Origin of the sequence: Rickettsia endosymbiont of Ceutorhynchus obstrictus (genome assembly GCF_964026565.1) — a bacterium.
Classification (GTDB): domain Bacteria; phylum Pseudomonadota; class Alphaproteobacteria; order Rickettsiales; family Rickettsiaceae; genus Rickettsia.
Genome location: NZ_OZ032162.1, coordinates 898899 through 913925 on the forward strand (window position 1 = coordinate 898899; position 15027 = coordinate 913925).

A 15027-nucleotide genomic window follows, 5' to 3' on the forward strand; every position below is an offset into this window, starting at 1 on the left:
TCAGATTAATCACATTTAGATCGCATTATTTGCTCATTTTTTCAATCGCAAATAGAGCGGGTAGTAGGTAAAATAAGTTTCGTCCGGGGATGTTTCTTTTTAGAGTTCTAGTTAACAATTCTTGGGCTTTAGGATCGCCGCTTTTTGCCATCACAGATAATTTGCCGAAATCTATTAAATCGCCGCCGAACGGTCCGGCTAACTCTTGAAGTAAATTATGGTTATAACGATTATATTCCCCAAAGAGAAAATCCCCATATATGCCAAGCCCGCCGCCTTTAAGTACAGAAGCAGTAAATGCTCCTTCATCGTTTGGAGCGAGTAATTCTTGCCCTCGTAGTAACCTTCCGGCATTAATCGATAAATAGCCAAGTCCGGTAGTACCCATTAATAACTGCGAAAGTATTTTTAAAGTAGTAGGGTTTTCTAAAGATTTACCTAAATCTTGCCAAGTACCCTTATCAAATAAGCCGTAGCCTCGTTGCTCATGAATCGGGATTTGATCGATAGTTGCAGCTTTAAGTGATCTTGCCGCATAAGTATAAGCAAAGGTTTTAAACTGCATCAGACATTTAACGACCGCCGCTATCGGTGTACCTTGCTGTATGCCGAGATTGCCGAGTTGCACGGCGTTCCTTTCCGCAGTATGAGGGGTAGGAATTGCCGTATCTACTCGATCAATTAAGTATCTACGAAGGTTATTGGTTATATTCTGCTTAAATCTTGTCCTATTAAGTTCGTTTATTCCCTTGCCCTCAAGTATTAAATGGGCGTTAATGAGCTTATCGGGTAATGAATTTAATAAATTAACATCGGGGATTAAATATTTTTTACCTTCGACAGTTTGGATAAGCTCTTTATATAAATGCCAATTATTTTCGTTAATATTATATCGCTCTAATAAAGTTTGTAGTCCTGTATATAAAGCTCTAAATGGTTTTTCTACTGACAACTCCATAGCCAAATTATGAGATAGTACGTTAGCAACAGCCCCCTTCCAAGCATTGTCCCACCATTCCATACAATTTAACTTAAAAAAAGCGTTCATTAATTTTGTTATACTGCCCGCTACTTCTCCCTCGCCGCTTAGTCTTGAATAAATACCGCCGAATAGTGAGTCGACCCCTACACCGAGTAGCATACCAAATTCCTTCTTTTGTTTAGGGTTAAAACTAGAGCTAAACACTTGAATAATATTACGATAGGACTCAAGGAAGGGGATGCCGTTATTTTGTAATTCAGCAACAAAAGTAGCAGCATCGGCAAAAGAGCTGATTACCGTACTGCCGAGATTACTGATACATTTCCAAGCACGGTAAGCTCCGAGTATCCTATCTACTCGCGGCACTTCAGAACGCACCCCTAACATTAAAGCTAGTTGATTATCAAATTTGCTATTACCCTTTAACCCTTCTAAATCCTTAAATATGGCGGTATTTTTAGTGGAAGCTGCTTGCAACTTGCCGGCATTTTTAGTGGCGGCTGCTTGTAATTCGCCGGTAGCAGTTTCTCTTAAAGTATTTAACATTTCTTGTGGATTTGATCCCATAGTTTCTAAAATGCCGATGCTTTTACTAAGTTTGCTTAAGTTACTAACAATAGATTCAGCTATAAATGATTTTGTAGGTATTAGGGGATTTAAAACTTTGTCAACAACATTAGGAGGAGAGTAATTACCGAACTCATATAAATATTTTAGTTCTGCTTCGGCAGTTTTAAAATGTAGCTTTCGACATGCCGATACCTTGTTGGCTACATTACCGATGCCGCCGCTTTTATTTGCTGTTTTATTGCTTTTAAACGATAATTCCGCTTTCCACTGCTCATTTTTAAAATGTAGCTTTCTGTCTTCCGGAGTCATATCGGCTATATTATCCTTGGTACTATTTTTATTCTTGCCTTTATCTCGTTTAAAAGTGAACACTAAATATTCGTCTACATCGTTTAAATGCGTTTCAGTTGCTAGATTATTATATATTTTCCTAAAATCTACTTTACCGGTCTTTTCACGGTCAAGTAACGGCTCTATAAACTTTAACCACTTCTCAAAGCCTGCTTCCAGTAGCTTTTTTGCATCATGAGTTCGCCTGGTAATATAGCCCTCGTACGGGATAATATAAGCTCCCGCCAAATTGGCACGATTAATTGCTTTCATTTGCCATTTATAAATAATAGATGCAATATCTTTAGCTCTATAACTACGGGTATCTTTTTTGTTTGGATGGGTTATATTCCACAACTCCTGCACTATATCAGCCTCATATTTTTTGTTGCTGAAATCGGCAGTTAAGCCGGCTTGTTCTAAATCTCGCAGCAATCCGTATAAAAACTCCCGCTCTACTGCTACTTGCCTTAAACACACTTGTCGCAAATACTCTAGAGTGCCTCTGGTCTTGTTGACAAACCTACGAATAAAACTCTCTCCTTCAGCTTGCTTAATTAATTTTAAAGCATTATCTCTTTTTCTTAAAAAACTTTTTTCTTTAAAGTCACTTACAAACATGTCGATCTCTTTATTTCGCTCCAATAGTGCTAATTTTCTGTTCCCGGTATAATCCTTATGAAGAGTTTTTAATTTCCCGACTAACTCCTTATCAACTATCGAAAGAGTATTTAAAAGAGCTGCTAGTGATTTTTCATTTCCTCGTTTTTTTATTCTGTTAATTACTTCACCGACGAGCTTTTCAATTTGTTCCTCGGTAATTAGCTCTTCCTTATAGCTAGCTTTATGCTCTTCAGGTAAATTTGCTACTTCATCTTTAAGCGAAGCTACTTGCTCTGCTAAGCTAGCTATTTCAGTATTTGTAGCATTGTCTATAGTTGTTTCTTCTTCTGCTCCTCTTTTTTTTCTTGTTTTTCTTGCTGTTCTTTCTCCTTCTACTGATCCATCTCCTTCATAAATAGACACTGCCTCGTGTGGATTATCTAGATTTATATGTTTTCCCTCGTTTATTTGGTTACGTGCTATATATAAATTTTCAGGTGATAAATCATAAGCTCGCAGCTCATACTGCTCTTTTCTTAGATTAACTTTTATCCGGTTGTTTAATTTCTTTTCTTCAGTTAAATATTTCTGAAATTCAGGCCGGTTAATATATTGCTCCTTCAATGTTTTCAACTTTGCCTTTTCCTGTTGTAAACTCTTCTTTAAATGTTTCGGCAACTTCTCTGTCTTATTGCCGGTATAAAACTGTTCATGTAACGATTGCTCTAGAGTAGCAAGTTTCTTATATTGATTAAAATACTGCGGAAATTGTTTTTCGGCTTTGCCTATTAATTTTAATTTTGCCGCCTGTAATTTTGCAAGAATAGGAACGGGTGAAAGAGTAGTAGAATCATTTAAAGCAGAATTATTTGAATCAAGGTTATAAGATTCAGTATTGTGGGGTTCGGTAGCTAATTGTTGTGGATCGCTTTCTGCAAGTACTGCTAAAGTATTTTCTTTAAATTGACTATCTACTATGGGATGATCGGTTTTAACTTCCGGAGCTAAAGTTTCGCTCGTGACAAAATAACGGTTTTTTAAATATTTAGCCGAATAGCCTAGACCATGTAATGCCCCGCCGAATAAACCGCTTTGCAGAATATTAACGACACTATCCTTTAAGCCGTATTCTCTTTGCTCGCGATTTCGCTCATAATGTGTAATAGGTTCAAGAAATACTTGTCCTGCCGCTCCGCCTACAACACCTTTAGCGAGTGTTGTTTTTAACGCTCCGTATTTTAAGGCTGCTGCCGCCCATCTAGCTTGCCCGCCGATCGGCACAAAAGACGCCGCTATATTTATCGGCGATAAATTGCTTGCCACTATTTCTACGCCAAACTTGCCGATTGCTTCAACGAGTCCCCCTTTGCCTCTTGAGATGATATATTCGTTTATTTCTCGCTGCTTGTCTTTCTCTAAAATACTTTTTATTTCATCTTCAGTAAAATTAGGATCGTATTTTAATCTTGTATCTTTATATTTTGCTTCAAATTCTTCTTGGGTAATTTTTTTCTCATAAGAGTAATCGTCTGAAACTAATATCCTCATACTTCGTAGCTGAAGACCGGTAAAATATTCTATATTTTCCGGATTAAATACACTGCTTAAGCTCGGGCTATCATCGTAAGCCTGATGTGCTGCGGCTCGCCAGACGTCCATTTTGCTACTGCCGGCAATATCAATTATGCTTTTATGCTCCGGTAAATCAGGAATATAAACTTGCAGGTACTTACCAAACATGGCTATTTCCTTTAATTTTCATAAGGGGTATTGGAGATGGCGTTTAAAAAATTTTGCTTTTGTCTCTCTAAGCTAGCCGGATTATTTAAATCAACTAAATCAAATTTTAATATTTTATTTGGTGCTGCCATTACCGGTAAATAGCTGCCGTCTTTCGTTAAATAAGTATAATAGACACTCTTTTTGTCAGGGGTCATTTTCCATCTACCTTGCCGCAATACTTCTGCTCTTATACGGCTAGCTGCCTCTTCACCTATAGCATCCTCCCCGGATATTCCAAAGCAAGTAGGGTAATCATATGGCACAGTGCCGTTAATAATTCCTCTTTGCAGTTCAACAAGATTTGCTTCAATATAATCTTCATCCAAATTATGGATCATATTACCGGCTATTATTTGCCTTGGGATCTGTAATTGTTTGTTTTCGATATTCATATATACTTCATCAATAAGTTTTTCTCTCGCTTTATTTACCGCTGCTTCCGGTGATAAACCTTGTTGTGAATGATAATAAGCCGCTAAATATTTAATGCCGTGTTTTACTTGTTCTATTTCTGCACCATTTTGAATATTCTGCCATTTTAAATTATTAGACCATTTTTCTACATTCTCATCTTCTTCAATGATTCGGTTAAACTCTTTCTCTTCAGTTTTGCTAAATAAATTATTTGCTCCTATCATCTCCATAAACGCCTCGGCAGTATCACGGTTATATAACCTATTCTCGGCATAGTGATGTATTAACAATGCTAACTTATCATTTTTATTAGTAGCTAAAAGTTCATCCATAACCTCAAGCCCATACCGGTTGCCGTTATCATCACGAAGGCCAATAATACTATTTACCGTATTTTTTATTTCGTTAATATCACCACTATTTAATTTTCTTAAAAACGCATTACTCTCGGCATTTATTAAATATTTCTGTGCATAAGAAGGTATACCTTTCTGCTCTTGTAATTGCTTGCGGAGTATATAACGCTGTTCCATAGATAAATTTTGCGGTATCTCATCTTTAAATAATTGCTCGACAAAAGCAGCTGGGTCAGTACCGGCTAGTCTCATCTGCTCGTGATGGTATTTTACTAACGTATGATGCATTCTCTCTTTACTGTCGTAATCAAGATCGCCGGCTTTAGGAGCAATTGCTTTTAAAATATTATCTCCTTCACTTAAAGGCACAGTTTTTAATTGCTGTGTTATAAGAAATGCTTGTTTATAAACTGCTTCATCCTGCTTTAGCTTATAAAGATTCGGATCATCACTACTGAAAGCTACCCGCAAAAGGTTATCTATGGCTTTAATACCTTGGCCGGTTTCAAGGATGCTAGCTAAATGAGGCTTCCATGATGATTTTACCTCCTGTTGCAACATTAATTGTTTATGATGAATTAGGTTATTTGCTTGATTCTCTAGCTTTATTCTTTGCTCAAATGATAGATGCTGTTGCCATAACGGCTGGGCTTCAGGTGGCAGAGCGTGTCCACGTATTATAGCTTCTGGTGAATGTGCTACTGCTCCCATTGCGGCCGCTCCCGCTAGTTCTTCTTTGGCTTGGTGTAATAACTGCTCTTTCTCTTGCGGTAGTAAGGATAATGAATTTACGGCAATAGAGCAGTCCTGTAAGTGACTCTCGTAAAGCTGTGGATTATCGTAAGTAGCACTTTTTGATTTCTCTATTGCTTCAATAGCCATATTATGACGTTTGCCGTCAATTAACCTTACTTCGGTATTGCTAACCTTATCTGCCAAATTTACTCGATAATCACCGATTTTGCTTTGTAGGATTTTCTTAGTAATTGGATTTTTAACATTCGCTAGATACCCCGCCGCTCTTTGATCGTATTTATCAAGAGTATATTTCAAAAACGGCTTGTTATTTTCTAAAAAATCCGGATGTAGCTCATCAAATTGTGTCAGAGCAGTTAAACTGCCTGTCTTCTCATCATTAGCGATTTCAAGATTGCTTTGTGATTGATGTAAATGTTTGGTAGTATCATTAATAAAATCCGACCAAATATCCGGAATTTGAACAGCAGCGTCTTTCTCAAACTTACGGACTAAATAGCCCCTAGCTTCCTCGTTAAGTTGACTTGTAACACCCGCTATTGCTTGCCATTTCATTGATCTACTCTCCGGTTCTAGCAATACTCGCCAAATCCCTAACACCGCCAATAAGTGTACCCAAATTTTGCCAAGGTGCAGCTGATTTTATGCCGCTTATATTGCGGTTTATTAACTCTTTGTTTAAATCTGACATTGCTGAATTGATATTTGATCTTGGCCTGCCACTATAATATTCAGCTTCGACAGACCGAGCTTTCATTTCGTCCATATAAGCCTGATGACGCAATAATAAACCTGCCGAATCCGTGCTAGTAATACCGATACCGCTTTTGAGGATATTATACCCTAGCTGCTGCCGATTCGATAATTGGTTTTGCCGAAGCATATCAACGTGATAATTACAGATCTCGCTATATTCTGCTTTACGCTCCTGTGATTGCCTTGAGTCAAATCTTTCTTGTTCTCTCAATACTCTTAACGCATGTCTTTGGCTGTATAAAGCATTTGCTGCTTGCTCCTTATTAGCCCTTAATTGTGCATAGCTATTAAGTAAAGACGCTCCCGTGGCAAACACCCCTGCACCGCCGCCAAAAAATTCCAGAAAATTAAACATAAAAATTAACCTTATGCATACCTGTCATTGCGAGGAGGTACGTAAGTACCGACGCGGCAATCCAGTTAAATAACTTCCTCATATAAATCTCTCCATTCTGAATTCAGTTGCTCAATAAATTCCATTTTCCTTTTTCTTGAACCTGCTTTAATTTGTTTTTCTCTTGTTATGGCTGATTCCATAGAGTCATGTAACTCATAAAATACTAGAATTTTACAATTATACTTTTTAGAAAATCCCTCTAAAAGTCCGTTTTTATGCTCATATATGCGTTTTATAAGATTAGAAGTTACACCAGTATAGAGAGTACCATTTCTTTTGTTTGCAATAATATATACTACTGGTTGTTTCATAATATTTTCTAGATTGCCACGTCGACATAAATGTCTCCTCGCAATGACGATTAGTTATTTTTCATAACCCCTTATAATTAGCTAATATTTTTGCCTTAGCATATATTTTTAGAATGCTGGCAGGATAAGGTTTATTGACGACAAAAGTAAAATCTACATCGGTTTGAATTCCGGAATTTAAAACAAAATTTACCCACCCAGATTTATAAGGCCTTGCAAGGACATTTGTAACTTCCTTGGTAGCTAAGTATTTCTTTTCATTGACGAATCTGATTAAATTGTCGGTATCTAAGTAGCTACTGTTAATATGCTGCTTATTAATCTCGCCGTTAGGTAGTTTTTCCTCAATATAGCCGCCTTTAGTGTTAAATAGCTTCAAGCCGATCTCAACGCTGCCTTTAGGCGCATGCTCAACTTCATCAGGGAAAATAAACGGAAATGTCTGTAACACCGAAGAATAGTTAAATCCTAATGACAAAAACCTAACAGGATATTTTAGTTTAATTAGTTCATTATCTAAAATCTTTATGCCGTGCAGTTCTTCATCGCCGATAATAGCAACTAGGTTATTTTGATAGATCTGTAAAATACCCGAAAGCTGAACTTGCTGAAAAGACGGCAGGCAATGCTTGGCTATTACTCCTATTTCATGTTGTCCTAAGCGTGGGAACATCTTTTTAAATAACGGCATATATTTTTTGGATAGTAATAAATACTTCTCAAGCTTGATGCTATTTTCATCTTCTAAGATATTTTTAAGTAAAGCAGCATTGTTATTTGGCATAATCAGCCCGCAATATTCAATGATACTTCGCTGAAAATTACTTAAATTTTCCTTTAGCTCTTGCATGAAAGTATATACTTCATCGCTTATTTTTTCCTCTTCATCATCTCCGCTTTGGGCATTTTCTGACCCGTCACTTCTTTCACTGCCATAAATTGGTTCAACAAATTCATAACTTTCAACTATTTCATTGATAATTTCGCTTAATTGATCATTAAGTAAAAACTCTTTATTTTTTTCATTTAAGTTTTTCTCTAGCATTATTGACTGCAATAACTTATATATCTCTTCCCGTCTTTTATCAGATACTATTTCCTCAAATTTTCTATTGCCGTATCCTTGTTCAAGCTTGGTAAGGAGCTGTTTAACTATTGCGGTAATTTTTTCCTTTAACTGCTCTTCGTTGGTATTTTGATCAATATCTGTCAAATGCTCCGTTATAAACTTCTTAATATCACTACCAAATAAATACTCCGTTAATGTCGGATGAGTGATATTTAACAACTCACTATAAAAACCGATCGTTTTTTGTTTAAAGAATTTTTTTATATTAACCGATAACTCCTGCTTATTATCATGATCCCGATTTGCATAATATAGCAGTAATTTTTTATTTAATTTTGCAACGCTTCTACGTAGTTCGTTTAATTCGTGTTCCTGCTCAAACTGTAGATTAATAACAGTTTTTGCGGCTTTAATTATTTCTTTCGCAAGTCGTAAAGTAGCTTTTATAGAATCAAGATTTAATTGTTTGATTTTTAGACAGATGGCAGGATAAAATGCAAATGCACTATTCGGTAGATATTCGATTAATTCGTTATTACTCAAACTTGTTGGAACTTGCCAATTTTGTTGTATTATATTATTTATAGTTTGGATTATATCACCGACAAGTTTTTCCCCTTCATAAAGTAATTGCTCGGCTTCAGCTAAACTTGCAGGCTCACCGCTAAAAACATTTTCTAAATTGGCATAGATTTTTGAGAAAATACGATAAAAGGCAAAAGAAACGCCAAGCAGCTCCATAATTGCCGGCATTTGCTCTTTGTAGTATTTCGTTAGAAAAGTTTTTATTGCTTCACTCTCAACGCCGTAATCTCTCACTAATTTATTGCCGTATTTAAAATTATTATCGATATCGATATTATCAATATTTAGCTTTAAAATATTTGCTGCTTGAGATTGGACTATAGTTTCCAGCTTAGTAATGCCGCCTCTAAATTCTACACTACTATCATCCTTTAAAGCTTGCATGATAGTATGATCTATTAATTGCTCGCCGGGTCTACTAATATTAATATGACAGTCTGCATATATAGGCTTATGCATCTCATTATTTTTAGCAGTAAAATATTTAGGGTGTAGTGCTTCTAGATATTCTTTTGTGCCAACACCTATATCGTCATTTCTTCGTACGTGAAAATATAATTTATCTTCATTATCGCCATAAATTGGTGCAACACTTAGTACGAGAGCATTGTTACCGCCGAGTAATTGGGGTGTCCAGCCCATAATTTTTAAATCTTGCGAATAGGTAAAACTATTAAATGACCCATCTTTAAGTACTGCAAAGACCATCGAGAATGGACTATTAATACCGACTATTTGCCTTATGCCGGAGGTAAACATGTGTTCTGCAAAAGCCGTTATATCGTATAACTGAAAGCCGCCTTTTTCTTGTGAGTAATATAAGCTATTAATCTTATTACCGCTGCCTTCGACAAAAAAGATTGTTTTACCGATGATAACCGGTTTTATCGGTGATACCGGCACATCCAGCTCTTTATGGATTTTGATAAACTCGCCTTTAGCTCGATCCCCTTCTTTTACTAAATATATGCCGTCTGTTGTCCCCAGCAATAACTCCGAAGAAAAAGGAATTGACCATAAAACATTATCAAAAGTAGCTGAAGAGAATGTTGCAGAGAAGGCTGTTAACGGATTACGTGCCTCTAGCAGCGTTTTATACGCCATACGGAAATCGCTAAAGTCGCCCTTATAGCTTGCCCAAATTGAGTGAATATTTTTATTAACCCCAAAACACCATAAGCGATTCTCAAATGTTACTAGGTGAGTGGCATATATTTGTGCTTGCTGTTGTTCATAGATATTAGCGGCACTTTGGGTATGCAGTTTTTTTAGCTCATCGTTTATTTTATCAATTTCAGCATTATATATTACTTCGTTAAACGGTTTTTGTATTGCTTGGTTATTTTGCTTATAATAATTCACATGACATTTTAGCGGTTCGATTATAAACATCTTATCTTTATCGGGAAAATTTACTGCCGTTGCTAGAGATGATGAAACAGCACCGCTTGAAGATGATAGCTGTTGCTGCGTTCCTAAATGAGCGTAAAACTTTTCAACAATTGCTGGATCGACTGAGAATTTAAATATTGGTCTATTGATACCAAAACTTATATAGGCTATTCCTTGAAAGCAGCAATAGGAAAAATCCTTAATTCGAAAGGTAAAATTCTGTCCGTTATCTAGCAGCGTTTTACTAGTTAAAAACAGTTCACCGCCGACAAAAAACGAGCAAGTAGTTTTGTCTCGATGAGCCTCAAAAATCAGCAAATAAGATAACTTCCTTGAGAACATTATACTTATTATTTTCCGTGGTACATTATCCTTAAATAAATGTACAAACTGCGTACCGTGCCGGCGCATAATACCGCCTGAAGGTAACAGCATGAAGTTAATTAATTTCTTCACGCCGTTTTGATATAACCCAAGCTCGGTGCGTCCTTCAATAGTCGGCGTTAGCTCACCGCCTGAAAAGTTATTTTTTTGTGAATAGATGAATTGTTCCGGCATAAAAGTTATTTATCAGTTACGCAAATAAGAATATTGATAGTTTGAAATTATCCATGAAATACGGTTTTATATTTCACCGGAATTGATTAAATTGTAACCGATAGAGTGGATGCGCCTCGCTTCCTCAAGCCTGATTAAATATTGTCTTTTTAAGCCGTCGGCAAATAAACTATCTGAATACATGGCAAAAGCTACTTGCGAGGCAAGTCCTAAACTACAAAGTAATTTGAAGCTTTGCGGTATCTGACGCCAAGCCGTTTTATCATTATCAAGTAAATATTCTATGCTCTGCTGCGAGTAATAAAAAATCGATGTTAACTTACCGCCTTTAAAATATACTCTTCCACTCTCAATATAAAACTCTAAGTTAGAGGGAACTATAACTGCTACTTTTACACAGTCATTTATCCCCGGTATCGGCTTAAAGCTACTTTCTTCACCTTCAATATTATCAATACGCTTTAATGCAAATCCCCATTTAACCGACAAGACATTTTCTTCAATTGCAGCTTCGACAAATTCCTCGCAAAGATTCTCGGCTTTATTAGCAGCATTGCCGCCGGAAATATTACCCTGAATATTACTATTTGAACCTAACAATACTAATGCTTTGCGGATTATTTCTTCTTTCATAGCTTACAAATTTTACTTTAATAATAACGGCTCCAATGCATCAACTACAATATTTGCCGTATTATCGACATTACGACATTGCGCTCCAATCATCTGCCGTGGGACGATACTTGCATGCACTGCACCGTTAAAATGCGCATCATCTGCTGCTGCCTGCCAATGTTCTCCCGTATGTCCTGCAACATCAGCCGGCTCTAAGCATTTAATGCAAACTATTTGTCCCTCTTCCGTACGAGTAGCCCCAAAGCTTTCGGAATAGTATAAACTCGGTGCATAGTGATATTGCACTAACCTATCTATTTGCCGCTCAACTGAACCGGTAACACTACCGAATCTTATAGAACTTTCCGTAAAGGCATAACAATCTCTTATGGAGTTGGTCGTACCTCTTATGCCTCCTAGCATCTCGGTAATGATAAAATTAAAGCCGACAAATGAGTTTATTTCCCCGCTTACTAAGGCTTTAACGCTGTTATAATCGTAGCTTGTTACTTGGCTATCTCGGAGTAAATTGCCGATTTGATGAGAGGAGCAAACTAAATAATATTTTTCATCTGCACCGAAACTGTGTTTTTTAAGTAATTGTTGAGTTTTAAGTAGTTTCTCGACTGTTAATCCGCCGGTTCGCATTGCTTCCTTGGCGTTTGCTCCTTGCTGCCCGTTATGAACCCCTGCTAAGCTATTTGCATGCAGTGCAAGCGTCGTATCAACCAGCTTAACACCGACCGGAATAACGTTATTTGCTACGTCAAAGTAAATAATATTTTGCCCCGTTCTACCGCCGTTAACAGGCGAGGCAAAGCTATTGATAATAATTTGATCTTGTTTCCTACCTATTGCCCAGCCTGCAAGTTTTGGGAATTTACTGGTCGGATCGCTAAGCAGATTAAGCTTATCGTTTCTATCCATGGCAGCCGTCCAATAATAGGCTTGCGCTGTTGCTTGGCGTCTAGTAATTCTTGGAGTTTTAAATTCGGTTAATTTTTCAAGTTTATTCTCATTACCGTCACCGGGTTCATGATAGCCTGCTGCCGTTCTATGTCTCGGCAAAGCTTCGTGAGTGTGCATCGTTTCAAATTGGATGACTTCCGTCTCTTGAGTTTCATTTGTAACGAACTTACGGAGTTTTGAGCCTTCTTGTTGAATAACGAGTCCGATATTGCGAGCGAATTGCTCTTTTAGACCATCGGTAATTTGTTCCATGTTTGTAACCTCTTAAAATTGTTAAACCTAAATAATTAAATATCCGGATATTAAAATATCTTGATATTAATACGTTGATAATTATTTGTGGCTTCTTTTTAAAAGGTTACCGCTATGTTAGCGACCTTACGAGAAGTTATCACTCGTGATTTATCACTTCTTATTGTAAGCAATATCGTATAATTGCTCCATCTGATTCACTGCTTCAGTGTGACCGGTATGATTTTTATCTTTAAATTTTACCATAAAACCCTCATCGGATTCAAGTCTTTTAATCTCTTTTAATGCCGATTCCGCTCCTGTAATTATAGGCTTCTCTGTTCCTGTTATAAGTGAATCGGATTTTAACGTTTCGCCGACTTTAACGAGCAAGTCTACCAGGGCAGGAGAGTAGCTTGATTCTTCTATTAATCCCGCCAATTCTTTCGTTCCGAATTTAGACAAAGCCGCCTGCATCACCTGCATTTTACTATCAAAACCGTCATTATAATGCTTTTTTAACCAATCTATATTTGAACGGCGCAATCCCTCTATTTCTTCCTGCTGTTTTTTTTGTAGATCCATCGAGAAATTATACAAGCTGCCGAGCAGCTTCTCTCCCTGCCTTTTGCTCAGACCGCTTTGGTAAAACATCTCTTCATATTGCTTTAAATACTCTTCATCTTCCGTAGTTCTTTTATCAGTATATTTTTTATCTTCAGGCAAACCTAAACGAGCATAAAACTTATTCCATTCTTCATCAGCTGCATCATTCTTTGGAATAGCAACACGACTATTTAAGCCCTTCTCGGCTTCCAAATAGCTGCTTGCCAACGAGGAAACATCTTTAAACTTACTCAACGATTCTGCTTTTTGCAGATCTTCCGGCAAAGCCGACAACCATGACGTGCTGGCTGCTTCCAGGGTATTATCACTTTGTAATTCTTGCTGTTCTTCCATTTTTCTTATCCTTTATTACCTAAAGAAATTGTAACGGTATTTTCAACCTATTCTTATAATTAATTCTTGTAGGTTGAATCTTTTAGTATTATAATAAACATACGCTGTGACTACGTCGTTTCGTAGGTTTAGGTACTTACCTAACACAGCGTCATAAAAAAGAGCATAAGCCGTTAACTGCGTAGCGGGTAACGACCTCCTTATAGCTATTCAGGCTTTTCGTTCCTTAATTTCTCGATCTCTTCTATAGATAAACCGGTTGCTTTTGAAATCGTGTTTACATTTACTCCATCCACTAACAAGTTTCTGGCTACTTCTTCGATGCCTTTTTCTCTGCCTTCTTCTCTGCCTTTTTCTTCAGCAGAAACAATATAATCACGCTCCTTTAAGGTTTTGTTCATATAGTCTCGATAAGCTTTTAATTCTTTAGGAGTCATCTTAAGTATGCTAAGCTTCTCGGCTATTTTCTTCATGTAAGGTGATTTAAAATCTTCTCTTACTTCTGAATGTTTTGCCATATATAGCCATTCATCCATTTCATCTTTTACAACATCATCAAATAAAGGTACAGATATTACAAAATACTCCGGAAACAAATTATAATTGTCAAATATTCTGCCGCCCATGTCGGCTAAGTGCAAGTGCATAGGATGTTTGTGGTCAACCTCTCTAAAAACAGTTTTTCCGTGATATAACGGTACTTTCATATTGGCAAACGGAAAATATAATAAATTAATATGGAATACTTTTTTGATAGTAGAGTAGTCCTCGCTTTTAGAAATACTATCGACGATTAAACGGCTGCTGTTAAAACAAGCTTTATTAAGGAAAAGATTAGTATGTGAGCGATCTATTTCCACTATATATTTATGTCCTTGTTCGTCTTCAACTACGACGTCTGCTACACTAGACTTTAATGTTTCTTTTTCCTTATTACTTTCACTTTCAAGTACTGCTGTTATTTTTACTGCACTATATCCTGCATCTTTAAGAATAATCGAAATAAACCCCTCAACTATGTCATAATCGCCTTTATTTCTTAATAAATTTTTAATAGCGTAATCAAAACTGACTATATTACTCATAAATTTCCTTCCATATTGTTAATGTTATTTTCCAGCTGCGAACAGATATATAAAAACAACGATCTTTGTCCTTCTAAATAAGCCGTGTGCCTATCATTATCGGCTATAAAGTTGCTTCTATACATGCCGCTCATATTTGCCAGATCTTCTAAGATCATTTTACCATCATTTGAGGTAAAAATTCTACTATAAATTTGTGTTAAATCTTTTGCCTTTTGAATTACTATATTTATATCAGAATTAATTTGCTCGCTTTGAGAGTTATTTGTTTCAATTAGAATTTTCATAATCTACTTATATTTTAAA

The 15027-nt window shown here is 36.6% G+C and carries 10 protein-coding genes; all 10 read right to left on the reverse strand.

The window, feature by feature from the left end:
• Positions 1-25: 25 nt before the first annotated feature.
• The 10 genes from AAGD64_RS05125 to AAGD64_RS05170 all read right to left on the reverse strand — a co-directional run bounded on the left by AAGD64_RS05125 (position 26) and on the right by AAGD64_RS05170 (position 15008).
• Positions 26-4225 (reverse strand): hypothetical protein, encoded by a 4200-nt coding sequence (locus AAGD64_RS05125; RefSeq protein ID WP_341793367.1) that lies wholly within the window; start codon positions 4223-4225, stop codon positions 26-28.
• A gap of 11 nt (positions 4226-4236) precedes the next feature.
• Complete coding sequence (locus AAGD64_RS05130) at positions 4237-6348, reverse strand: hypothetical protein (protein WP_341794122.1); 2112 nt, start codon at positions 6346-6348, stop codon at positions 4237-4239.
• A gap of 4 nt (positions 6349-6352) precedes the next feature.
• Positions 6353-6904, reverse strand: a complete 552-nt coding sequence (locus AAGD64_RS05135) for a hypothetical protein (RefSeq protein ID WP_341793365.1) — start codon at positions 6902-6904, stop codon at positions 6353-6355.
• Positions 6905-6969: 65 nt separating this feature from the next.
• Positions 6970-7257, reverse strand: a complete 288-nt coding sequence (locus AAGD64_RS05140; protein ID WP_341793364.1) for a GIY-YIG nuclease family protein — start codon at positions 7255-7257, stop codon at positions 6970-6972.
• Positions 7258-7318: 61 nt separating this feature from the next.
• A complete protein-coding gene (locus tag AAGD64_RS05145) occupies positions 7319-10861 on the reverse strand; it encodes a hypothetical protein (protein ID WP_341794123.1) in 3543 nt (1180 codons plus the stop codon).
• Positions 10862-10927: 66 nt separating this feature from the next.
• Positions 10928-11494 (reverse strand): hypothetical protein, encoded by a 567-nt coding sequence (locus AAGD64_RS05150; RefSeq protein WP_341794124.1) that lies wholly within the window; start codon positions 11492-11494, stop codon positions 10928-10930.
• A gap of 12 nt (positions 11495-11506) precedes the next feature.
• Complete coding sequence (locus AAGD64_RS05155; protein WP_341794125.1) at positions 11507-12697, reverse strand: phage capsid protein; 1191 nt, start codon at positions 12695-12697, stop codon at positions 11507-11509.
• Positions 12698-12850: 153 nt separating this feature from the next.
• On the reverse strand, positions 12851-13636 hold the full coding sequence (locus AAGD64_RS05160; RefSeq protein WP_341794126.1) for a hypothetical protein: 786 nt from the start codon (positions 13634-13636) through the stop codon (positions 12851-12853).
• 206 nt (positions 13637-13842) lie between these two features.
• Positions 13843-14721, reverse strand: coding sequence for a PD-(D/E)XK nuclease family transposase (locus AAGD64_RS05165; protein WP_341794127.1), 879 nt, complete (start codon positions 14719-14721; stop codon positions 13843-13845).
• Positions 14718-15008, reverse strand: coding sequence for a hypothetical protein (locus AAGD64_RS05170; protein WP_341794128.1), 291 nt, complete (start codon positions 15006-15008; stop codon positions 14718-14720). The genes AAGD64_RS05165 and AAGD64_RS05170 overlap by 4 nt, the downstream gene beginning before the upstream one ends.
• Positions 15009-15027: the final 19 nt, after the last annotated feature.